This window comes from Stenotrophomonas sp. 116085_Sma, assembly GCF_056479585.1.
Genome location: NZ_CM151057.1, coordinates 1,719,277 through 1,741,912, shown reverse-complemented (window position 1 = coordinate 1,741,912; position 22,636 = coordinate 1,719,277). Strand labels below are relative to the sequence as shown.

The 22,636-nt window shown below is 66.5% G+C and carries 21 protein-coding genes; 14 read left to right on the top strand and 7 right to left on the bottom strand.

Annotated features, from left to right (window positions below; translation table 11 throughout):
- Positions 1 to 58 precede the first annotated feature (58 nt).
- Positions 59 to 1,207 (bottom strand): acyl-CoA dehydrogenase family protein, encoded by a 1,149-nt coding sequence (locus ACZK0Z_RS08080; protein WP_049428349.1) that lies wholly within the window; start codon positions 1,205 to 1,207, stop codon positions 59 to 61.
- Between the two features lie 153 nt (positions 1,208 to 1,360).
- On the opposite strand from ACZK0Z_RS08080, the gene ACZK0Z_RS08075 reads away from it, so the two are divergent.
- The 4 genes from ACZK0Z_RS08075 to ACZK0Z_RS08060 all read left to right on the top strand — a co-directional run bounded on the left by ACZK0Z_RS08075 (position 1,361) and on the right by ACZK0Z_RS08060 (position 7,346).
- Entirely contained in the window at positions 1,361 to 2,290 is a 930-nt protein-coding gene (locus ACZK0Z_RS08075) for an ArsR/SmtB family transcription factor (RefSeq protein ID WP_010480432.1), read from the top strand.
- Positions 2,291 to 2,303: 13 nt separating this feature from the next.
- Positions 2,304 to 3,398, top strand: coding sequence for a homocysteine S-methyltransferase family protein (locus tag ACZK0Z_RS08070; protein ID WP_197633583.1), 1,095 nt, complete (start codon positions 2,304 to 2,306; stop codon positions 3,396 to 3,398).
- Entirely contained in the window at positions 3,395 to 6,079 is a 2,685-nt protein-coding gene (gene metH, locus ACZK0Z_RS08065) for a methionine synthase (protein WP_197633582.1), read from the top strand. Before ACZK0Z_RS08070 ends, metH begins: the two co-directional genes overlap by 4 nt.
- A 79-nt stretch (positions 6,080 to 6,158) precedes the next feature.
- The gene (locus ACZK0Z_RS08060) at positions 6,159 to 7,346 is read left to right on the top strand and encodes an MFS transporter (protein ID WP_049428343.1); all 1,188 of its coding nucleotides are present in this window, start codon (positions 6,159 to 6,161) and stop codon (positions 7,344 to 7,346) included.
- Between the two features lie 48 nt (positions 7,347 to 7,394).
- Here ACZK0Z_RS08060 and ACZK0Z_RS08055 read toward each other — a convergent pair whose 3' ends face one another.
- The 5 genes from ACZK0Z_RS08055 to ACZK0Z_RS08035 all read right to left on the bottom strand — a co-directional run bounded on the left by ACZK0Z_RS08055 (position 7,395) and on the right by ACZK0Z_RS08035 (position 11,325).
- Positions 7,395 to 8,045 carry a DUF2058 family protein gene (locus tag ACZK0Z_RS08055; RefSeq protein WP_197633618.1) on the bottom strand — a complete coding sequence of 217 codons (651 nt, stop codon included), beginning with the start codon at positions 8,043 to 8,045 and terminating at the stop codon, positions 7,395 to 7,397.
- A gap of 10 nt (positions 8,046 to 8,055) precedes the next feature.
- Positions 8,056 to 8,298, bottom strand: a complete 243-nt coding sequence (locus ACZK0Z_RS08050; RefSeq protein WP_005410256.1) for a SlyX family protein — start codon at positions 8,296 to 8,298, stop codon at positions 8,056 to 8,058.
- Complete coding sequence (locus ACZK0Z_RS08045) at positions 8,291 to 9,640, bottom strand: UDP-glucose dehydrogenase family protein (protein WP_049428339.1); 1,350 nt, start codon at positions 9,638 to 9,640, stop codon at positions 8,291 to 8,293. The genes ACZK0Z_RS08050 and ACZK0Z_RS08045 overlap by 8 nt, the downstream gene beginning before the upstream one ends.
- Before the next feature lie 23 nt (positions 9,641 to 9,663).
- Positions 9,664 to 10,641, bottom strand: coding sequence for an FKBP-type peptidyl-prolyl cis-trans isomerase N-terminal domain-containing protein (locus ACZK0Z_RS08040; protein WP_049428337.1), 978 nt, complete (start codon positions 10,639 to 10,641; stop codon positions 9,664 to 9,666).
- Positions 10,642 to 10,737: 96 nt separating this feature from the next.
- Entirely contained in the window at positions 10,738 to 11,325 is a 588-nt protein-coding gene (locus ACZK0Z_RS08035) for a glutathione peroxidase (protein ID WP_049428335.1), read from the bottom strand.
- Positions 11,326 to 11,692: 367 nt separating this feature from the next.
- On the opposite strand from ACZK0Z_RS08035, the gene ACZK0Z_RS08030 reads away from it, so the two are divergent.
- The 7 genes from ACZK0Z_RS08030 to ACZK0Z_RS08000 all read left to right on the top strand — a co-directional run bounded on the left by ACZK0Z_RS08030 (position 11,693) and on the right by ACZK0Z_RS08000 (position 16,272).
- On the top strand, positions 11,693 to 11,929 hold the full coding sequence (locus ACZK0Z_RS08030) for a hypothetical protein (RefSeq protein WP_005410260.1): 237 nt from the start codon (positions 11,693 to 11,695) through the stop codon (positions 11,927 to 11,929).
- 2 nt (positions 11,930 to 11,931) lie between these two features.
- Complete coding sequence (locus ACZK0Z_RS08025; protein WP_005410261.1) at positions 11,932 to 12,291, top strand: GntR family transcriptional regulator; 360 nt, start codon at positions 11,932 to 11,934, stop codon at positions 12,289 to 12,291.
- The gene (locus ACZK0Z_RS08020; protein ID WP_049428333.1) at positions 12,291 to 13,166 is read left to right on the top strand and encodes an ABC transporter ATP-binding protein; all 876 of its coding nucleotides are present in this window, start codon (positions 12,291 to 12,293) and stop codon (positions 13,164 to 13,166) included. Before ACZK0Z_RS08025 ends, ACZK0Z_RS08020 begins: the two co-directional genes overlap by 1 nt.
- On the top strand, positions 13,163 to 14,191 hold the full coding sequence (locus ACZK0Z_RS08015) for an ABC-2 transporter permease (protein WP_197633617.1): 1,029 nt from the start codon (positions 13,163 to 13,165) through the stop codon (positions 14,189 to 14,191). The genes ACZK0Z_RS08020 and ACZK0Z_RS08015 overlap by 4 nt, the downstream gene beginning before the upstream one ends.
- A 25-nt stretch (positions 14,192 to 14,216) precedes the next feature.
- Complete coding sequence (locus ACZK0Z_RS08010) at positions 14,217 to 15,104, top strand: DUF4097 family beta strand repeat-containing protein (RefSeq protein WP_049428329.1); 888 nt, start codon at positions 14,217 to 14,219, stop codon at positions 15,102 to 15,104.
- A 30-nt stretch (positions 15,105 to 15,134) separates the two neighbouring features.
- Positions 15,135 to 15,746: a DUF2884 family protein gene (locus ACZK0Z_RS08005; protein WP_197633616.1), complete on the top strand. Its 612-nt coding sequence runs from the start codon at positions 15,135 to 15,137 to the stop codon at positions 15,744 to 15,746.
- A 100-nt stretch (positions 15,747 to 15,846) separates the two neighbouring features.
- Positions 15,847 to 16,272 (top strand): hypothetical protein, encoded by a 426-nt coding sequence (locus ACZK0Z_RS08000; RefSeq protein ID WP_033833950.1) that lies wholly within the window; start codon positions 15,847 to 15,849, stop codon positions 16,270 to 16,272.
- Between the two features lie 108 nt (positions 16,273 to 16,380).
- Here the strand turns inward: ACZK0Z_RS08000 and ACZK0Z_RS07995 are convergent, their stop codons facing one another.
- On the bottom strand, positions 16,381 to 17,820 hold the full coding sequence (locus tag ACZK0Z_RS07995; protein WP_197633615.1) for an aspartate ammonia-lyase: 1,440 nt from the start codon (positions 17,818 to 17,820) through the stop codon (positions 16,381 to 16,383).
- Between the two features lie 294 nt (positions 17,821 to 18,114).
- Between ACZK0Z_RS07995 and purB the strand changes: the two genes are divergently transcribed.
- The 3 genes from purB (at position 18,115) to ACZK0Z_RS07980 (ending at position 22,545) form a co-directional block, all read left to right on the top strand.
- Positions 18,115 to 19,482, top strand: a complete 1,368-nt coding sequence (purB, locus tag ACZK0Z_RS07990; RefSeq protein ID WP_049428323.1) for an adenylosuccinate lyase — start codon at positions 18,115 to 18,117, stop codon at positions 19,480 to 19,482.
- A 742-nt stretch (positions 19,483 to 20,224) separates the two neighbouring features.
- Entirely contained in the window at positions 20,225 to 21,640 is a 1,416-nt protein-coding gene (locus ACZK0Z_RS07985) for a cupin domain-containing protein (protein ID WP_197633614.1), read from the top strand.
- 8 nt (positions 21,641 to 21,648) lie between these two features.
- Complete coding sequence (locus tag ACZK0Z_RS07980) at positions 21,649 to 22,545, top strand: GNAT family N-acetyltransferase (RefSeq protein WP_197633613.1); 897 nt, start codon at positions 21,649 to 21,651, stop codon at positions 22,543 to 22,545.
- Positions 22,546 to 22,636 lie beyond the last annotated feature (91 nt).

Genomic DNA, 22,636 nt, shown 5'->3' with positions numbered 1-22,636 from the left:
CACGCGTGGCGCAGATCTACTGGCCGCGCCACCGTTGCAGTGGCGCGGCCCTTGCCACTCAGCGCAGCCCGGTCTCGTTGCGGGCGATCACCAGGCGCTGGATTTCCGAGGTGCCTTCATAGATCTCGGTGATCTTGGCATCACGGAAGTAGCGCTCCAGCGGCATTTCCTTTGAATAGCCCATGCCACCATGGATCTGCACCGCCTGGTGGGTGATCCACATCGCGGCTTCAGAAGCGGTCAGCTTGGCCACCGCCGCTTCGGTGCTGAAGCGCTTGCCCTGGCCTTTCACCCACGCCGCGCGCAGGGTCAGCAGCAACGCCGCATCCAGCTTGCACTTCATGTCGGCAATCTTGGCCTGGGTCATCTGGAAGGTACCGATGGCCGCACCGAACGCCTTGCGCTCCTTCACGTACTCCAGGGTCGCTTCATAGGCCGCACGGGCGATGCCAATGGCCTGCGAGGCGATGCCGATACGGCCAGCATCAAGCACGCTCATGGCGATCTTGAAGCCCTCGCCTTCCTGGCCCAGCACATCCTCAGGCTGCGCTACGTAGTCGTTGAACTCGATCTCGCAGGTGGCCGAGGCACGGATGCCCAGCTTCGGCTCGGTCTTGCCGCGACCGAAACCCGCCTTGTCGGTATCGATGATGAAGGCGGTGATGCCGCGCGCGCCCTTGTCCGGCTCACTCATCGCGAACAGCACGATGTACTTGGCCACCGGGCCGGAGGTGATCCAGCTCTTCTTGCCGTTGATCACAAAGGTGCCATCGGCCTGCTTCACCGCGCGGCAGCGCATGGCGGTAGCGTCCGAACCCGACTGCGGCTCGGTCAGCGCGAACGCGCCAATGGCCTCGCCCTCGGCGATCGCACGCACGTAGGTCTGCTTCTGCGCTTCGGTACCGTGGGTGAGGATGCCGTTGCAGAACAGCGAATTGTTGACCGACATGATGGTCGAATGGGCTGCGTCGGCGGCGGCGACCTCCACCATCGCCAGCACGTACGCAACCGGGTCCATGCCCGCACCACCGTATTCGGTGGGCACTTCGATACCCATCAGGCCGTTCTCGCCCAGCAGGCGGATGTTGTCCAGCGGGAACTCGCCGGTACGGTCATGGTGCTCTGCGCTGGGGGCGATCTTTTCCTGCGCGATGCGCCGCGCCACGTCCTGCAACATCAACTGCTCTTCAGTAAAGCTGAAATCCACAACACCCTCCCGGGTACATGATGTTATGGGCCGCGCACGGCGTGCCCAGGTGCACCGATTGTACCGGGGCCCGGCAGCTTCCGTACGCCAGCGACTTGACCGCGGCAGGCCTTCTCAGCGAATATATCTCTATATCGCGATAGGTAGATATTTATGGATCTTGAAGACTGGTCGACCCGCCTGAAGGTGTTCGCCGATGCCACCCGCGTGCGCCTGCTGGCGCTGCTGGAGCAGGAGGAACTGACCGTGGCCGAACTGTCGGCGATCACCCGGCTGGCCCAGCCGCGCGTGTCCACCCATCTGGCGCGACTGAAGGAAGCCGGCCTGGTTCGCGACCGCCGCGCCGGCGTGTCGGCCTATTACCGCTTCGACGAGGCCCAGCTGGACCCGGCGCAGCGTGCATTGTGGCATGCCTTGAGCAACGGAAGCGACGACCCCCTGCTGCGCCAGGATGCCGAGCGCGTGGCCGCGGTTCTGGCCCACCGTGCTTCCGACCAGAACTGGGCCGACAGCGTGGCCGGCGACATGGAACGCCACTACTCTCCCGGACGGACCTGGGAGGCACTGGCGCGTACCGCGCTGCCGCTGCTGGAAACCGGCGACGTGCTGGACATCGCCTCCGGCGACGGCGTGCTGGCCGAACTGGTGGCCCCGCATGCCAAGCGCTACATCTGCATCGACACCAGCGCGCGAGTGGTCGCCGCGGCCAGCGAGCGGCTGCGTCGCCTGCCCAACGTCGAAGTCCGCGAAGGTGACATGCATGCCCTGCCGTTCAAGGACGGCAGCTTCGACCTGGTGGTGCTGATGCACGCGCTGACCTATGCCAGCAAGCCGGCGCAGGCCGTGACCGAAGCCGCGCGCGTGCTGCGCCCGGGAGGCCGCCTCCTACTGTGCAGCCTGGCCCGTCATGAGCACAAGGCGGCGGTGGAGGCCTATGGCCACGTCAACCTTGGCTTCAGCGACAAGGAACTGCGCAGGTTCGTCGACAAGGCCGGCCTGCAGGTCTCGAGCCTGGAAACGGTCACCCGCGAAAAGCGCCCGCCGCACTTCGAAGTGATTTCGCTGATCGCCAACAAGCCCTGAGCCGGAAACCGCCATGTCTGCCCTGCCCTGGTTGCATCCTGATCGTGCCAACGCCCTGCTCGACGCCCTGCGCGAGCGGATCCTGATCATCGACGGTGCGATGGGTACGATGATCCAGCGCCACGGCCTGCAGGAAGACGACTACCGCGGCGAGCGCTTCGCCGGTGGCTACGACCACGCGCACGGCCCGGGCTGTGACCATGCGGCGCCGGAAGGGCATGACCTGAAGGGCAACAACGATCTGCTGCTGCTGACCCGGCCGCAGATCGTCGCCGACATCCACACCGCCTACCTGGAAGCGGGCGCGGATCTGGTCGAGACCAACACCTTCAACGCCACTTCGGTCAGCCAGGCCGACTACCACCTCGAACACCTGGTGTACGAGTTGAACAAGGCCGGTGCCGCTGTCGCGCGAACCTGCTGTGATGCCGTGGCTGCGGCCACGCCGGGCAAGCCGCGCTTCGTGATCGGGGTGATCGGGCCGACCAGCCGCACCGCCTCGATCAGCCCCGATGTCAACGATCCGGGCTTCCGCAATACCAGCTTCGACGAGCTGCGCGACACCTACCGCGAAGCCATCGACGGCCTGATCGACGGCGGTGCCGACACGATCATGGTCGAGACCATCTTCGACACGCTCAATGCCAAAGCCGCGCTGTATGCCATTGAAGAAGCCTTCGACGCACGCGGTGGGCGGCTGCCGATCATGATTTCCGGCACCATCACCGATGCCTCCGGTCGCACCTTGTCCGGTCAGACCGCCGAGGCCTTCCATGCGTCACTGGCACATGCGCGCCCGTTGTCGATCGGCTTGAACTGCGCGTTGGGCGCCGATGCCATGCGCCCGCACGTGGAAACCCTGTCGCAGGTGTCGGACTGCTATGTCAGTGCGCATCCAAACGCAGGCCTGCCCAATGCCTTCGGCGAGTACGACGAGACGCCAGAGGACATGGCAGCCACCCTACGGGGGTTCGCCGAGGATGGGCTGCTGAACCTGGTCGGTGGCTGTTGCGGCTCGACCCCGGACCATATCCGCGCCATCGCCGAGGCCGTGGCCGGTCTGCCACCGCGCGCCATCGCCGGCGCACAGGAGCAGCACGCCGCATGAGCAGCACGCCCTTCACCCGCCTGTCCGGCCTGGAACCCCTGGTCATCACCCCGGACCTGCTGTTCATCAATGTCGGCGAACGCACCAACGTCACCGGCAGCGCGCAGTTCCGCAAGCTGATCAAGGAAGGCCGCTACGAGGAGGCGGTGGACGTGGCCCGCCAGCAGGTGGCCAGCGGCGCGCAGATCCTCGACGTCAACATGGACGAGGGCCTGATCGATTCAGAGGCAGCGATGACCCGCTACCTCAACCTGATCATGTCCGAGCCGGACATCGCCCGCATTCCAGTGATGGTCGACTCGTCCAAGTGGAGCGTGATCGAGGCCGGCCTGAAATGCCTGCAGGGCAAGAGCGTGGTCAACTCGATATCGCTGAAGGAAGGCGAGGCGCTGTTCCGCGAGCATGCGCGCAAGGTGCTGCGCTATGGCGCCGCTGCGGTGGTGATGGCCTTCGATGAAAGTGGCCAGGCCGATACCTGCGCGCGCAAGGTCGAGATCTGCACCCGCGCCTATCGCATCCTGGTCGACGAGATCGGCTTCCCGCCGCAGGACATCATCTTCGATCCGAACATCTTCGCCGTCGCCACCGGCATCGAAGAGCACGACAACTATGCGGTGGACTTCATCGAAGCCACCCGCATCATCAAGCAGACGCTGCCGCACTGCCACGTGTCCGGCGGCGTCTCCAACGTATCCTTCTCGTTCCGCGGCAACGAGACCGTGCGCCAGGCCATCCATTCGGTGTTCCTGTACCACGCGATCGCCGCCGGCATGGACATGGGTATCGTCAACGCCGGTGCCATGCCGATCTACGATGAGCTGGAGCCGGAGCTGCGCGAGCGCGTGGAGGATGTGATCCTCAATCGCCGCAGCGACGCCACCGAGCGCCTGCTGGAGATCGCCGAGCGCTACAAGGGCAAGAAGGGCGCGGCGAAGACCGAAGACCTGGCCTGGCGCGAAAAGCCGGTGGCACAGCGACTGGCGCATGCACTGGTGCACGGCCTGGATGCCTTCGTCGAGGAAGACACCGAACTGGCCCGGCAGGCCTCCAGCCGCCCACTGGATGTGATCGAAGGCCCGCTGATGGACGGCATGAACATCGTCGGCGACCTGTTCGGCGCCGGCAAGATGTTCCTGCCACAGGTGGTGAAATCCGCGCGCGTGATGAAGAAGGCCGTGGCCTACCTGCTGCCTTACATCGAAGCGGAAAAGGCGCGCAGCGGTGACACCGCCAAGAGCAACGGCAAGATCATCATGGCTACGGTGAAGGGCGATGTGCATGACATCGGCAAGAACATCGTCGGCGTGGTCCTGGCCTGCAACAACTTCGACGTGGTCGACCTCGGCGTGATGGTGCCGGCGCAGAAGATCCTCGATGCCGCGCGCGAACACAACGCCGACCTGATCGGCCTGTCCGGCCTGATCACCCCATCACTGGAGGAGATGAGCCACGTGGCCCGCGAGATGCAGCGCCAGGGCTTCGACCTGCCGTTGCTGATCGGCGGTGCCACCACCTCGCGCGCGCATACCGCCCTGAAGATCGACCCGCATTACCACGCACCGACGGTCTGGGTGAAGGATGCCTCGCGCGCGGTCGGCGTGGCCCAGTCGCTGATCTCGCGCGACCTGCGCGACGCCTTCGTTGCCGCCAACGAGGCCGACTATGCAGAGATCCGTGCGCGTCACCGCAACCGTGGTGATGCCAAGCGCCTGGTCTCGCTGGAGCACGCGCGCGGGCAGAAGTTCCAGGGCGGCTGGGACAGCTACACGCCGCCCGCACCGAAACAGCCGGGCCTGCACGTATTCGATGACTATCCGCTGGCCGAGCTGGTCGAGTACATCGACTGGACGCCGTTCTTCCAGGCCTGGGAACTGGCCGGCAAGTTCCCGGCCATCCTCACCGACGAGATCGTCGGCACCCAGGCCAGCGATCTGTACAAGGACGCCCGCGCGATGCTCGACCGCATCGTGGGCGAGAAGTGGCTGACCGCCAAGGCGGTGTTCGGCCTGTGGCCGGCCAACAGCATCGGCGACGATGTGCGCGTGCAGCACCCGCAGGGCGAAACCACGCTGCGCTTTCTGCGCCAGCAGGTGGACAAGCCGGCCGAGCGCCCGGATTTCTGCCTGGCCGATTTCATTGCACCAGCCGACAGCGGAAAACAGGATTGGATCGGCGCGTTCGCAGTCACCGCCGGTATCGGCATCGACGCGCATGTCGCACGCTTCGAAGCCGAGCATGACGACTACAACGCGATCCTGCTGAAGGCCCTGGCCGACCGCTTCGCCGAAGCGCTGGCCGAGCGTCTGCACCAGCGCGTGCGCACCGAATTCTGGGGCTTCGACCAGGCCGAAAACCTGGACAACGAGGCCCTGATCGACGAGCAGTACCGTGGCATCCGCCCGGCCCCCGGCTACCCGGCCTGCCCCGAGCACAGCGAGAAACGCCGGTTGTTCGATCTGCTGCAGGCCGAAACCAACGCCAGCATGGAACTGACCGAGAGCTTCGCGATGCTGCCGACCGCCGCAGTGTCGGGCTACTACTTCAGCCATCCGCAAAGCCAGTACTTCGTGGTCGGACGCCTCAGCCGCGAGCAGGTCAGCGACTACGCCCGGCGCAAGGGCGTGGACCGCGCCCAGGCCGAACGCTGGCTGGCCTCCAACCTCGACTACGATCCCGAATGAGGCGGTAGCGCCGGGCCATGCCCGGCGTCATCTCCCGTCCGCCGGGCATGGCCCGGCGCTACCGTGCATGATTCCCGCGATGACCGTTCCCGCTGCCCGCCTGTCCAGCTTCTACCTGTTCTATTACGCGGCGCTGGGCGCCTTCACGCCCTACTGGAGCCTGTTCCTCACCGCGCGCGGGATGAGCGTGACCGCCATCAGCGTGATGATGGGCCTGTGGTACGCCACCCGCGTGGTCGCACCCAGTGCCTGGACCTCGCTGGCGGCCACCTCACCGCGGCCGATCCGCCTGCTGCGCGTCGGCTGCGTGCTGACCCTGATCAGCTTTGCCGCATTCCTGCTGCCCCTGCCGCAGCCGTGGATGTATCCAGCGATGATCGTGTTCTGCTTCTTCTACAACGCGGTGATGCCGCAGTTCGAGTCGATCACCCTCACCCATCTCGGCAGCGACAGCCATCGCTACGGCCTGATCCGGGTCTGGGGTTCGCTCGGCTTCATCGCCATCGTCACCCTGTTCGGCTGGCTGATCGAAGGTGACGGCACTGCCAGCCGCGCGGGGCTGCTGCCTTGGATGATGCTGCCGCTGTTCGTCCTGCTGGTTGCCTCGGCCTTCAGCAACCACTACGCACGCAACATCGGCAGGACCGGCGGCGACGCCAGCGGCTTCTGGCAGATCGTGCGGCGCCCGCCGGTGCTGGCGTTCTTCCTCGCCGCTTTCATGGAGCAGCTCTCGTTCGGCCCGTACTACACCTTCTTCTCGGTCTACATGGACCACCACGGCTATCGCACGTCCACGCTCGGCCTGCTCTGGACCATCGGCGTGGTGTTCGAAGTGGGCGTGTTCTTCACCATCGGCCGTTTCTTCCGCCGCTATGACGCCAGCTGGATGCTGCTGATCGCCCTGGTCAGCTCCTGCCTGCGCTGGGCGGTGACCGCGCTGTTCCCGGAAAACCTGCCGGTGATGCTGCTTGCGCAGACCGCGCACGCGCTGGGCTTTGCCGCGTTCTTCGCGGCGGCGATGCAGATGCTGGCGACCTACTTCCCGGGTCGCCTCAACGGCCATGGCCAGGGCCTGCTGTACGGATTCTCGTCCGGTGTCGGCGGCGTGCTGGGCGCGCTCATCGCCGGCCAATTGTGGAAGATCGACGAGGGACGCACGGCCTTCCTCGCCGGTAGCGGGTTCGCCCTGGTCGGCGCCCTGCTGTGCTTCTTCGCGCTGAGCCTGCCGTTGATCCGTGCACGCCGCAGTGCTGCGCGCGCCCGGTAACGAAAACGCCGGGCAATGCCCGGCGTTTTCATCGTGCAGCAGGTGCAGTTACCAGACCAGGTCGTCCGGTACCTGGTACTGCGGATCCGCGTAGGGATCCTCCTCGGCCGGTGCGTTCGGGTCGACCTTCAGTGCCACCGATGCGGCAAACACCGCTTCGGACTGTGCCAGCACTTCGGCGGTCACCAGCAGGTAACGGCCATTGAGCTGGACCACGCCCAGTTCACCGGCATTGAGCGCGGTCAGCTGTTCGGCGGTCACGTAGATGCGCTTGATCTTGCCGCCATACAGGAAGTGGCGGGCAATGTCTGCCGCCTCGGCATTGAGGCTCTTGTCCTTCAGCAGTTCTTCCAGCTTGGCCTTCGCCTCGCGGCGCACGCGTGCCTCTTCCTGCTTCAGGCGCTCGGTCTCGATGCGCTCTTCCTTCTCGCGCTGCGCACGGATGGCATAGGCCTTGGCCAGATCCATCTCTTCGGCGCTGCGCGGCTTGCGCGGGCCACCGGACTTGCCCGGACCGCCCGGCCCACGGCGCTCGCCAGGCTTGTGCTCGCCCCGGCCTGCGCCCTGCGGCTTTCCATTGCCAGTGCCACCCTTGCCCTGCGGGCGGCCATCACGGCGGGGGCCATCATTCTTGCGCTCGGGCTTGGGCGCGGGCTTGAAGCCCAGGCCCATCAGCTGGTCGCGGAGGGTATCGCTCATAGGATTCGGATCAGTAGTGCGGCGGCGGCGGTTCGCTCGCCGGATCGGAAGAATTCAATGCGTTGCGGACCTTGCCCAGGTCCTCCAGCAGCACGCGCAGCACGTCGGCGTTGCGCATGCCCTGCATGCGGGCATCGGCCAGCGCATCGCTCAATTCGGCAAGCGCCTGTTCCTGGAAGGACACGCGCATTTCCAGTTCGACCAGGCGCGCTTCCAGCGCCTGCTCGCGTTCGGTCGGCAGCAGGTCAGACATGCAGCGAACGCCCCCGGCCAATGCCGTAGTACGCCAGGCCGGCAGCTTCCACTTCGGCCGGATCGTACAGATTGCGCCCGTCGAACACCGCCGCGTCCTTCAGCTGCTCGCGCAGCTTCTGGAAATCGGGGCTGCGGAACTGCTTCCACTCGGTGACCACCACCAGCGCGTCGGCGCCCTGCAGCGCTTCGTCGGCACTGTTGCAGAACACCAGGTCATCGCGCTCGCCGAAGATGCGCTGCGATTCATGCATCGCTTCCGGGTCATAGGCACGCACCGTGGCACCGCCCTCCCACAGCTGTGCCAGCAGGCGACGGCTGGAGGCTTCACGCATGTCGTCGGTATTCGGCTTGAAGGCCAGGCCCCACACGGCAAACGTCCTGCCGCGCACGCCTTCGTCCTCGCCCTTGTCGTAATGACGCTGGATGAGGGCGAACAGGTGGCCCTTCTGCGCATCATTGACCGCTTCCACGGCGTTCAGCAGCTTCGGCTCAAGACCATGCTGCTGCGCGGTGCGGGCCAGCGCCTGCACGTCCTTGGGGAAGCAGGAGCCACCGTAACCGGCGCCCGGATAGATGAAGTGCCAGCCGATGCGCGGGTCCGAACCGATGCCCTGGCGGACCTGCTCGACGTCGGCACCGACACGCTCGGCGATGTTGGCGATTTCGTTCATGAACGAAATCTTGGTCGCCAGCATCGCGTTCGCCGCGTACTTGGTCAGCTCGGCCGAGCGCACGTCCATTTCCACCACGCGGTCGTGGTTGCGGTTGAACGGCGCATACAGGCGACGCATCACCGCCACCGACTCCTCGCTGGTCGCACCGATGATGATGCGGTCCGGGCGCATGCAGTCGGCGACCGCGTCGCCTTCCTTCAGGAATTCCGGGTTGGACACCACGTCGAAGGCGATGTCCGCGCCACGCGCGGCAAGTTCCTCGGCAATGGCGGCACGCACCTTGTCGGCGGTGCCCACCGGCACCGTCGACTTGTTGACCACCACGGTCGGCACGCTCATGTGCCGGCCAATGGTACGGGCCACGGCCAGTACGTACTGCAGGTCAGCGCTGCCGTCCTCGTCCGGCGGAGTACCGACGGCGATGAACAGCACCTGGCCATGCGCGATCGCGGACGCGGCATCGGTGGTGAATGCCAGCCGCGACGCGGCATGGTTGGCTTTCACCATCGGCTCCAGGCCGGGCTCATAGATCGGGATGATGCCCTGGTTGAGGCCATCCACCTTGGCCTGGTCGATATCGACGCAGACCACCTGATGACCGACGTCGGCCAGGCAGGTACCGGTCACCAGACCTACATAACCGGTACCGAAAATCGCAACGCGCATGTCCGTGCAGGCTCCGTGGTGGCTTACGGCAGGACGCCCAGCAGCTCGACGTCGAACGTCAGAGTCGCGTTCGGGCCGATCGGGCCACCCGGGGTGCCATTCTCGCCATAGGCCAGATTGCCCGGGATCCAGAAGCGGTACTTCGAACCGACCGGCATCAGCGCAACGCCCTCGGTCCAGCCCTTGATCACCTGGTCCAGGCCGAACTCGGCCGGCTGACGACCATAGGAACTGTCGAACACGGTGCCGTTGAGCAGCTTGCCTTCATAGTTCACGCGCACCTTGCTGCTCGGCAGCGGGCGCTCGCCGCTGCCCGGGCGGATGACCTGGTACTGCAGGCCCGAGGCCGTCGTCACGACGCCCGGCTGGGTCTTGTTCTTGGCCAGGAAGGCATTGCCTTCTTCGCGGTTGGTCTGCGCAGCAGCGGCGGCCTTGGCCTGCATTTCAGCCTGCTTGCTGCCCATGAAGGCCTGGATGGTGGCGGTCGCGTCAGCTTCCGTCATCTTCGGCTGACCCTTGGTCAGGCCGGTGCTGATCGCGTCAAACAGCGAGGCAACATCGATGTCGTCCTTCAGCTGCGCCAGCGACGGGCCCACCGAATAGGAACCGATCATCTGCGACACCTTGACGCGATCGACCTTCGGCGGCTGCGAACCCGGCGCCATGCCCGGCACCTGCTGGCCGCTGCGGGCCATCACGACCTGGCGCAGGGCCGCATCGGTGGCCTTGGCCTGTTCCTGGGTGATCTGCGGCTGCAGGCCTTCGAACGAACGCTCCACGGCGGTGCGCAGCGCGGCCACGTCGATCTCATCGGCGATCGGGGTGAACGACTTGGCCACGTCCAGGCCGATGGCGTAGCCGAGCTTCTGCTTCGGGGAATTCAAGGTTGCGGTCTCCTTGGCGGCTGCGGGGGCAGCCGGTTGTTGCGACAGAGCGACACCCGAAGTGCCCATCGCCAGAATCAGAACCGACGCCGCGGCGCCGCGCATTCCCATCTTCATTCGCTGCATTCCTGGAAGTGTCTGGGCGCCGACGTCGGCGCGAAAAGAGACATTGTCGCACGCATGCCGTCGATGTCGAGGCATCCGTGCCGGATATCAATGTGCGGCGGCTGCAGCCAGCGCCTTGTCGATGGCCGCGGTCAGCTGCGGATCATCCGGCGTCACCTTGCTGGCGAACTGGGCGATGACCTTGCCATCGCGGCCGACCAAGTACTTGTGGAAATTCCAGCCCGGTGCCACGCCGGTGGCCGCGGTCAACCGTTGATAGAGCGGCGTCGCCTCCGCGCCGACCACATGCACCTTCTCGAACATCGGGAACTTGACCCCGTAGGTGAGCGTGCAGAAATCCTGGATCTGCTTTTCGTCGCCCGGTTCCTGCCCCTTGAAATCATTGGAGGGGAAACCGAGCACCGCGAAACCACGGCCTGCGTAGCGCTTCTGCAGCGCCTCCAGTCCTTCGTACTGCGGCGTGTAGCCGCACTTGCTTGCGGTATTGACCACCAGCAGCACCTGGCCGTGATAGCGCTGCTGCAGGTTGACCTGCTGCTTGCTGGCCAGCGGCCGGTAGTCCAGGTCGAGCAGGTCGGCGGCCAGGGCGCTGGCGGAACCCGCGACACCGGCCACCATCAGGGCCAGCAGGGACAGGCCGCGCAGGCGGCGCGGAGTAACGGTCGACAGGGGCATCAGGAGCGGTCCGCGGTAGCCAGTCACAGGGCCCGGCCAGCAGCGGCCGGGAATCGGCCGAACTATAGCACCGGGCTTCGATGACCCAGATGGCAGGGCGCGGACCAGGCTTTGCGCGGCGTGGCGACTGCGCCCTTCGCCGATCTTCGTTGGCAAAGTGATGACATGGTATGGACATCGCTGAATGGAAGGTCGGCCTGAACCGGCCAATGCGACAATTTTATTTCCCTTTAGAATCAATTGAATAAGGTGATATTTCAACGATCTGACCGCCCCTGCCATCAGTTGGGGCCGGCAGGGGGTTGCACACGGGCGTGCCGGTGTTATAGTTGCATACAACACCAGTCACCTGAGACAGGGGGAAGCCATGAACGCCCGGATCCGTCGCAACCTCACCGCACCCGCGGCCGCTGCTGTTTCGACCCTGATCGTGCTGGCCTGGCTGGCCACGCCCACCGCCCCCGCCTCGCCCGACAGTGCGCAGGATGCAATCGCTACACCGGCCGGGAACGCCGATTCCTCCCCCCCTCCCCCGCGTCGGCTGCACAGCTCCCTGTCCATGCCGTATTTCTCGTTCGCCCAGCCGCTGACCCCACGGAGCTGAATATGAGCGACATCCAGTGGAGCGACGGCGCTCCCATCTACCGTCAGTTGAAGGAGCGCGTGATCGCCATGATGCTCGACGGAATCCTCAAGCCGGGCGATGCCCTGCCTTCGGTGCGCCAGGTGGCCGCCGATTACCAACTGAACCCCATCACCGTTTCGCGCGCTTACCAGGAACTGGCCGACGAAGGCCTGGTCGAGAAGCGCCGCGGGCTGGGCATGTTCATGACCGAGCAGGCCGCCACGCAGCTGCGCAGCAGCGAGCGCGAGCGCTTCCTCAATGAAGAATGGCCGGCCGTGCTGGAGCGCATCCAGCGCCTGGGCCTGAGCCTCGACGAATTGCTGCCCCAGGGGAAAGTCTGATGAATAGCACCGCAAGCGAATCGGTCATCACCGCCCGCGGCCTGCGCAAGGCCTACAAGTCCACCGTCGCCCTCGACAATGCGAGCTTCAGCATTCCGAGCGGGCGCATCGTCGGCCTGATCGGCCCCAATGGTGCCGGCAAGACCACGGCATTGAAGGCACTGCTCGGCCTGACCTCGGTGGAGGGTGAGCTGAGCGTGCTTGGCCGCGATCCACGGCTGCACCGCGACGAACTGATGAATGACATCTGCTTCATCGCCGACGTTGCCGTGCTGCCGCGCTGGCTGAAGGTGCGCGAGGCGATCGACTTCGTCGCCGGCGTGCACCCGCGTTTCGACCGCGCCCGCTGCGAGCGCTTCCTGGCCAACACCAAGCTGCAACCGAAGCAGCGCGTGCGCGAACTGTCCAAGGGCATGATCGTGCAGCTGCACCTGGCGCTGGTGATGGCCATCGATGCCCGCATCCTGGTGCTGGACGAGCCTACCCTGGGCCTGGACATCCTGTACCGCAAGGAGTTCTACCAGCGCCTGCTGGAGGACTACTTCGACGAGCAGAAGACCATCATCGTCACCACCCACCAGGTGGAAGAGATCGAGCACATCCTCAGCGACGTCATGTTCATCCGCGACGGCCGCATCGTGCTCGACGCGGAAATGGACGAAGTCGGCCAGCGCTACACCGAACTGCTGGTCAACGCCGACCAGCTGGAGACCGCACGCGCCCTGAAGCCGATCGACGAACGCAGCCTGGCGTTCGGCAAGACCGTGATGCTGTTCGACGGCGTACCGCGCGCCCAGCTTTCCACTCTTGGCGAGACCCGCAGCCCGGGCCTGGCCGACCTGTTCGTCGCCGTCATGAAGGGGACCTACGCATGAATGCCGTCAACCACCCCGTCAGCCCCCTCGGCACCCTGCGCTGGCTGCTCAAGCGCGAGTACTGGGAAAACCGCGGCGGTTTCCTGTATGCCCCGCTGATCGCCGGCCTGATCTCGCTGGTGATGAGTACTGTCGGCATCGCCTTCGGCCTGTTCGCTCTGAACCGCGCGGCGCGCAACGGCGCACTGCATGTCGATGGCGAAAGCGTGAACGTCAATGGCCTGGACCTGGCCCTGCTGACCCGCAACATCGACAGCAAGGACCTTGCCGACCTTGGCAACGGCCTCGACCTGACCCTGGTGCTCAGCTCGGCCTGGCCGTTCCTGGTGCTGGCCTTCGTGGTGTTCTTCTATTGCCTGGGCGCCCTGTACGACGACCGCCGCGACCGCAGCATCCTGTTCTGGAAGTCGTTGCCGCTGTCGGACACCCAGACCGTGCTGTCCAAGCTGATCAGCGCACTGATCGTGGCGCCGCTGATCGCGGTGGTCGCCGGCATCATCACCATGTTCGGCTTCATGCTGATCATCAGCATCGTCGCGCTGATGCACGGCGGCAGCCCGATGGCGCTGATCTGGGGGCCCGCCAGCCCGTTGACCCTGGCCGCTGGCCACCTGAGCTGGATTCCGGTTTACGCCCTGTGGGCCCTGCCTACTGCAGGCTGGCTGCTGCTGTGCTCGGCCTGGGCCAAGAGCAAGCCGTTCCTGTGGGCGGTGATGCTGCCGCTGTTTGCCGGCGTCATCGTCAGCACCACCAAGATCATGCCGCTGTTCGGCCTGACCACCGGCTGGTTCTGGCAGAACATCGTCGGCCGCCTGCTGCTGGGCGGCGTGCCCGGCATGGACCTGCTGTATCGCCTCGGCGCCGGTGAAGGGTCGCGCCGCGACCTGGACTCGGTGGTCAGCCTGATGTCTCCCGCCTCGCAGCTGAAGTCGCTGGCGATGCCGGAACTGTGGATCGGTGCGGCCGTCGGTGCAGTGTTCATCTTCCTCGCCATCCGCCTGCGCAAGCGCGCCGGCGAGATCTGATTCCATCCACCCGGAGGCACCACCCATGCGTTCCCTGCTCGCCTGTTCCGCGTTGTTGCTGTTGCCGCTGTCGGCACTCGCTGCCGATGCCCCGAACTGCAAGTTCACTGCTGCGCGCACGTTGAAGCTGGATACGGCCGGTGCCAGGGCGGTGGTGATCGAGGTGAACCAGCACGACCTGAAGGTCGTCGCCAGCAAGGGCGGTGGCCAGCTGGATGGCCGCGCCTGCGCCTCCAGCCAGGAATGGCTGGACCAGCTGGTGCTGGACCAGCGCAGGGAAGGCGACAAGCTGGTCGTCAGCCTGCGCCGCGACGGCCGCCACAGTGGCATCAGCCTGGGCAACAGCTACGCCTGGCTGGACATCCACGGCAGCGTGCCGGACAACCTGCCGCTGCAGCTCAAGGTCGGCTCCGGCGATGCCAGCGTGGAGAACGCACAGTCGCTGAGCGTGGATGTCGGTTCCGGTGATGCGGTCGCCCGCGGTACGCGCGGCAGCATCCACGCCGCGGTGGGCTCGGGCGACCTGAACATCGACGGCGGCAGTTCGCTGAACCTGCTGTCGCTGGGTTCGGGCGACGTCAATGCCCACAACATCGGCGGCGACGCCGTAACCGGCACGGTCGGTTCGGGTGACCTGAAGATCACCGATGTGCGTGGCAACGCGCGCCTGGACACGGTCGGCTCGGGCGACATCGAGTTCAAGCGCGTGCAGGGCAGCGTCGAAGTCGGCGTGGTCGGCTCCGGTGGCGTCGACCTGGCCGACATCGGCGGCAACGTGCATGTGCGCAGCCACGGCTCGGGCGACATCCAGGTGGACGGCGTACGCGGCAGCCTGACCGTCGATCACAGCGGCAGCGGCGATGTCGAACACCGCAACGTCAGCGGCCGGGTCACCCTGCCGCGCAGCAAGTAATCCTCTTCCAGACACGTCCAGGGGAACATCATGAATCTGTTGCGCCTGCTGCCCGCCACCCTGCTGTGCCTGCCGCTGATCGCCTGCGGCGGCACGTCCTCCGCCCCCGACAAGACCGTCGGCAAGAGCGTCGCCGAAGCCACCAGCGGCGTCGGCCAGACCGTCAAGGAAGCCATGGACGATGCCCGCAAGGACATCGCCCAGGGCAACATCAAGATCTCGGCCGACCAGCAGCCGCGTGCGGAGATCACGCCCGACGGCCGCCTGCTGATCGCCGGCAAGGAGGTCGCGGCCAACGACACCCAGCGCCGCCACCTGCAGGAGTACCGCGGCCACGTGGTTGCCGTTGCGATGGCGGGCATGGACGTCGGCCTGGCCGGTGCCAAGCTCGGTGCCAATGCGGCCGGCGAAGCGCTGAAGGGCATCTTCAGCGGCGACAGTGAAGGCGTGGAGAAGCGCATCAACGCCGAAGCCGCCAAGATCGAGGTCCAGGCCAAGCGCATCTGTGATCGCCTGCCGGCGATGCTGGCCAGCCAGCAGGCACTGGCGCGCGAGCTGCCGGCGTTCAAGCCCTACGCGACCATGGACCAGAGCGACGTGGACGACTGCGGCAAGAACAACTCGGTCACGTTCTCCAACTGAGACAAATCGACGCACCCGACCGGCAGCGGCTTTCCGTTGCCGGTCCGGCTGCGTCGGCAGGCTTACAATGGGGGCCCCGGATGCCCCCGAACCGAACGCCATGAAGAAGTTGTTCCTGCTGCTGGCCGCCCTGCTCTGCCTGGGCCTGGTCGGCTGCGACAAGGATTACCGCAACCACCGCGCCGAGCGCGGCAAGCCCAAGATTTCCGTCAGCGAAGGCATGGTGACCGTGCGCCGCCCGCCCGCACCGAACATCATCATCCTCGGCGATGGAACGATGAAGGTGGACGAGATCCAGATTCCGCTGGACGACGGACAGAAGCAGATGCTGCAGACGATGTTCGGCAAGCTGCAGGTGCTGCGCCAGAACACGCTGGTGGCTGCACCGGCCGACCCGAACATGCAGCCGGTGAAGATCCAGCCGCCGGAGGGCATGGAGGTGATCCCGGCCGACCTGATCCAGCGCATCCCCGAGTTCAAGGATTACACCGACACTTTCGGCAACATCGTCGCCGACCGTCGCTGAAGCAGGAACGCCGCCCAAGGGCGGCGTTTCCTTTTGTAGAGCCGAGCCCATGCTCGGCTCAGGTTCCAGGCAGTAGCCGAGCATGGGCTCGGCTCTACAACCGGCAGATCAACCGCCAGCGCCACCACCACCGGCCTGGATGCCGCCAGCGGTCAGCGCAGTCGGGTCCAGCAGGCGACGCAGTTCGGCCTCGTCCAGGCCGCTGTCTTCCAGCGCCACATCCAGCACCGGGCGCTGTTCCTTGTAGGCGCGCTTGGCAATCGCCGCGGCCTTCTCGTAGCCGATGATCGGGTTCAGCGCGGTGACCAGGATCGGGTTGCGCGCCAGCGCCTCAGCCACGCGGTCCTCGCGCACCTTCAGGCCGGCGATGGCACTGTCGGCCAGCAGGGTGGACACATTGGCCAGCAGGCCGATGCCATCGAGCAGGTTCACCGCGATCAGCGGCAGGGTGACGTTGAGCTGGAAGTTACCGGTCTGACCGGCCACGGTGATCGCGGTGTGGTGGCCGATCACCTGCGCACAGGCCATCACGGTCGCTTCCGGAATCACCGGGTTGACCTTGCCCGGCATGATCGAGCTGCCCGGCTGCAGTGCCGGCAGTTCGATCTCGCCCAGCCCGGCCAGCGGACCGGCATTCATCCAGCGAAGATCATTCGCGATCTTGATCAGGCCCACGGCCAGTGCATTGAGCTGGCCGGACAGCTCCACCGCGTCATCCTGCGCCGCCAGCCCTTCGAACTTGTTCTCGGCACTGTCGAACTTGACCGAGGTCTGCTGCTTGAGCGCCTTGGCCACCTGCGCGCCGAAACGCGGGTCGGCGTTGATGCCGGTGCCGATGGCGGTGCCACCCAGCGGCAGGCGGCGCACGCGCTTGAGGCTGTCCTCGATGCGCTCCTGCGCCGAGGCCAGCTGTGCCGACCACGCGCCGAATTCCTGCTCGAAGGTCAGCGGCATCGCATCCATCAGGTGGGTGCGACCGGTCTTGACCACCTTGCGCAGGCTGCGGCCCTTCTTGTCCAGGGTCTTGCGCAGGTGCACCAGCGCCGGCAGCAGCTGTTCGTGCGTGGCCAGCACCGCCGACACGCGCAGCGCGGTCGGGATCACGTCGTTGGAGCTCTGCCCCTGGTTGACGTGGTCGTTGGGGTGCACCACGGTCTTGCCTGCCTTGCCGGCACGGTTGGCCAGGGTGGCGATGACCTCGTTGGCATTCATGTTCGACGACGTGCCCGAGCCGGTCTGGTAGACGTCGATCGGGAAATGCGCGTCCCAGTCACCGGCAGCCACTTCGGCGGCGGCGGTCTGGATGGCCTTGGCCACGGTCCTGGGCAGGTGGCCCAGCTCGGCATTGACGCCGGCAGCGGCGCCCTTGACCAGGCCCAGCGCGCGGATGAAACCGCGCGGCATGCGCTGGCCCGAGACCGGGAAATTCTGCACGGCACGCTGGGTCTGCGCGCCCCACAGGGCATCGGCAGGCACCTGCAGCTCGCCCATGCTGTCGTGTTCGATCCGGAACCCGGTGGTTCCACCCTTGCTTGCAGCTTTGCTCATTGCATCGACTCCGCACTACTTCAGTTGGGGAAAGGGAAGCGGCGGCTGGCAGGGTGTCGCTTCCCGGGCTGGCGGCTGCGACAACGATACTCCGTTGCCTGCAGGGTGGGATGACGAGTACGGGCCAGATCGTTTCATCCGCAGGGCCCTTGTGCGTAGAGCCGAGCCCATGCTCGGCTGTTTCGGGCAATCCGGTGCCCACGGGGCAGCCGAGCGTGGGCTCGGCTCTACAGGGCACGCCCGCCCGGCACGTCGTAGAATATCGGCCCCGCCGCTCGTCCCCGCCCTGCCGACATGTCCGATTCCGCCCTGCTCGCCCTGTCCCCGCTCGATGGCCGTTACGCCGGCAAGGTCGACGCCCTGCGCCCGATCTTCTCCGAATACGGCCTGATCAAGGCCCGCATCGTGGTCGAGGTGGAATGGCTGCTGGCCCTGGCCACCGAACCGGGCATCGTCGAGCTGGCGCCGTTCTCCGACGCCGCCATCGCCCGCCTGCGCGCCCTGGCCGCCAACTTCAGCCCGGCCCAGGCCGCGCGCGTGAAGGAGATCGAGCGCACCACCAACCATGACGTCAAGGCGGTGGAGTACTTCATCAAGGAACAGCTGAAGGACGACGCCGAGCTGGCACCGGCGCTGGAATTCGTGCACTTCGCCTGCACCAGCGAAGACATCAACAACCTCAGCTACGGCCTGATGCTGGAACAGGCCCGCCGCGAGGTGCTGCTGCCGACCCTGGACGGCATTGCCACCACCCTGCGCACCCTGGCCCACGCCCAGGCCGGCCAGCCGATGCTGTCGCGCACCCACGGCCAGACCGCCTCGCCGACCACCCTGGGCAAGGAGCTGGCCAACGTGGTCGCCCGTCTGGAGCGCCAGCGCAGGCAGATCGCCGCAGTCGAGCTGACCGGCAAGATCAACGGCGCGGTCGGCAACTACAACGCCCACATCGCCAGCTACCCGGACGTGGACTGGCCGGCCTTCGCCGAGCGCTTCGTGACCGGCCTGGGCCTGGTGTTCAATCCGTACACCACGCAGATCGAGCCGCACGACAACGTCGCCGAGATCGGCGATGCCGCGCGCCGCGCCAACATCATCCTGATCGACCTGGCCCGCGACATCTGGGGCTACATCTCACTGGGCTACTTCAAGCAGCGCCTGAAGGAAGGCGAAGTCGGCTCGTCGACGATGCCGCACAAGGTCAATCCGATCGATTTCGAGAATGCCGAAGGCAACTTCGGCATCGCCAATGCGCTGTTCGAGCACTTCAGCGCGAAGCTGCCGATCAGCCGCTGGCAGCGTGACCTGACCGATTCCACCGTGCTGCGCGCACTGGGCACCGCGTTCGGCCACAGCCAGGTGGCGCTGGATTCGCTGGCCAAGGGCCTGGGCAAGCTGGAAGTGAACCCGCAGCGCCTGGACGCCGATCTGGATGCGGCCTGGGAAGTGCTGGCCGAAGCCGTGCAGACGGTGATGCGCCGCCACGGCCTGCCGAACCCGTACGAGCAGCTGAAGGCGCTGACCCGTGGCCAGGGCATCACGGCCGAGTCGATGCGTGCGTTCGTGCAGGGGCTGGAGCTGCCGGCGGAGGCGAAGCAACGCCTGCTGGAGATGACCCCGGGCAGCTACACCGGCCTGGCCGAGTCGCTGGCGAAGAAGATCTAAAGGGTTTCCTTTGCGGCGGCGGCCGCGGGCGCTGCCTGCGGCAGGCAACTGCAACGGCAACGTCAAAGGCGGCTCTGGGTTATTGCTCGCTTGGCGGGGCGGGTTGGGTTCGCGGGACACGCCGTAAACCCATCCCTGGGGGCTCGATGGCGCCATCCATGGCGCCAACGGTCCCGCGAACCCAACCCGCCCCACCTCTGACAGATTCCCGGTGACGGATGAGTAGATCCACGCCATGCGTGGATGACGTTATCGGGGCGGAATTGAGAGGGACGCGGCTTCGCCGCGTCCCTCCTTGTTTGTGGGGGGTTTGTAGAGCCGAGCCCATGCTCGGCTGCTTTTCGCAGGGGCAACAGCAAGCCGAGCGTGGGCTCGGCTCTACAAGGGCGTGAGCAAGCGCAGCGCGCGACCCGCCGTTGCCTTTGATTTTCTTCTTCCATTCCGTGGCGGGCCGCGCAGGAAACTGTCAGGGGCCGGGCGGGTGGGCTGCGCGGGGGCGTGAGCCGCATGGATGCGGCGATCGAGCTTACATGGACGTACTTGCAGCGTCCCCCGCGCAGCCCACCCGCCCGGCCAAGCGCGGCTTTTGCTTGTGAACCCACCCCGCCACGAGGGGGTCCGCCGTTGGCCGGAACCCCGCGACAAACCACCACACGTGCGCAATCCCAGCGAACGTCGGACAATGGAGGCCTTGGCGGCCCGCCGCGCCGCCCCTCCCGCTTTCCGCTGCAAGGATTCCCCCATGGCCGCCCGCAAGTCCTCCGCTCCGCTCATCGAAGTTACCGCCCGCCGCGGCCAACCGCTGGGCATGTCCCCGGCCGTGTTCCTGCGCGATTTCTGGCAGAAACGCCCGCTGCTGATCCGCAACGCCTTCCCGGACTTCCAGACCCCGGTGCAGCCGGAAGACCTGGCCGGACTGGCCTGCGAGGAGGGCGTGCTGGCGCGCCTGATCGAACACGACAAGGCCCAGGACAGCTGGCGCGTGCGCAGCGGCCCGTTCCAGGAAGACATCTTCCCCGCCCTGCCCGACCACGACTGGACCCTGCTGGTGCAGGACGTGGACAAGTGGGACAAGGACGTGCGCGCCCTGATCGAACACTTCAGCTTCCTGCCGCGCTGGCGCATGGATGACGTGATGATCAGCTTCGCCGCCACCGGTGGCTCGGTCGGTGCCCATGTCGACCAGTACGACGTGTTCCTGCTGCAGGCCCATGGCCACCGCCGCTGGCAGATCGATGCCAGCGAATCGATCAAGGGCAAGCAGCCGCCGCTGGGCTTCCGCCCGGACGTGGAACTGAAGCTGCTGAAGGTGTTCAAGCCGACCCACGACTGGGTGCTGGCGCCGGGCGACATGCTGTACCTGCCGCCGAACGTGCCGCACCACGGTGTCGCCGAAGATCCGTGCCTGACCTTCTCGTTCGGCATGCGCGCACCGGCCTCGGCCGAGCTGATCAGCGACTACCTGGACACCCTGATCGCCGATGCCGACGAGAACATCCGCTACCAGGATGCCGACCTGAAGGTGCCGGCCGACCCGAACGAAATCGACACGGTGGCGATGGCGCGCGTGATCGCTGCGCTCAACGCCATCCGCATGAACGACCCGGACAAGCTGGGCGACTGGTTCGGCCGCTTCATCACCACCTACCGCGCTGCCGGTGAGGTGATGGCGCATCAGGCCGCACCGGCACAGGAGGAAGTCGTCGAAGCACTGGCGTCCGGCCTGCTGCTGCAGCGCCACCCGTGGGCGCGCCTGGCCTGGCGCCGGGCCAAGCGTGGCGCCAGCCTGTATGTCAGCGGCCAGGATTTCGCGCTGCCGGTGAAGGACGCACAGCGCCTGGCCGGTGCCGAGCAGCTCGACGCCGCCGCCTATCGCGGCCTGTCCGACAAGGGCCGCGCGGTGGTCCAGCAGCTGCTGGTCGGTGGTGTGTTCCAGCTGATCGATCCGAACGAGACGTATGACGCTGAAGACGAGGACGACGGCGAGGACGCCGTGGTGCTCGGCGAAGTGGTCGAGGGCCGTGACCGTGTCGACGCGATCGACGCCGATGCGGTATCCGACGATGTCCACACCGTGACCGTGCACGACGACGGCATCGAGGTCATCGTCAACTTCGAAGACCACGACGAAGACGACAGCGACGACGGCCGCGCCTGAGCCTTGCCATGATCCGGGTCCAGCAGGTCAGCCACGCCGACGCCCACTTCGCCATCCACGAGGTACGCCAGCGCGTCTTCGTGCAGGAACAGGGCATCGCCGCCGAGTTGGAACGCGATGCGTTGGACCCGGTCAGCGCCCACGTGCTGGCGCTGGACACCGACGGCGAACCGATCGGCACCGGCCGGCTGGCCCCGGATGGTCGCATCGGCCGCATGGCGGTGCTGGCCAGCCATCGCAGCCGCGGCGTCGGTGAAGCCCTGCTGGAGGCGCTGGTCGAGGCCGGGCGCCGGCTCGGCCTGGACGAGCTGCACCTGCACGCGCAGCTGCCGGCGCGTGATTTCTACGCCCGCCAGGGCTTCCTGCCGGAGGGCGGGGTGTTCGACGAGGCCGGCATCGGCCACCAGCAGATGCGTCGCCGACTGGGCGCGGCCAGCGCCATCGACGACCGCGCCGCGGCGGTGGCGATCACCACGGCCATCATCCACCGCGCCCGTCGCCAGCTGTGGCTGCACAGCCGCCAGCTGGACCCCGGCCTGCTGGACGCGCCGCCGGTACAGGCCGCCCTGCGCCGCTTCGTCACCGCCCGCCACGACAAGCTGCTGCGGGTGATCGTGCACGATGCAGCGGCGATCGCCTCCGCCGGTGCACCGCTGCTGGCCTTGGCCCAGCGCCTGCCCAGTGTGATCCAGTTCCGCGAGGTCACCGACCGGGTCGACCGTGCGCTGGCCTCGGCCTGCCTGCTCAACGATGCAGGCGACTTCTACTTTCGTCTGATCGGTCATCGCCTCGACGGCGAGGCCGGCATTGCGCTGCCTGCACGTTCGCAGCCGTTCGAGCAGCAATTGCAGCGCGTCTGGGACCGTTCGCGCGATTGCAGCGAACTGCGTGCGCTCGGCATCTGAGCGGGTACCGCCCACTCAACCTGTCTGGAAGCGGCACCGGGGGACCCGGGATGCCCGTTTTGGTGCCCCTTCCTGTCCGGATGGGGGTACA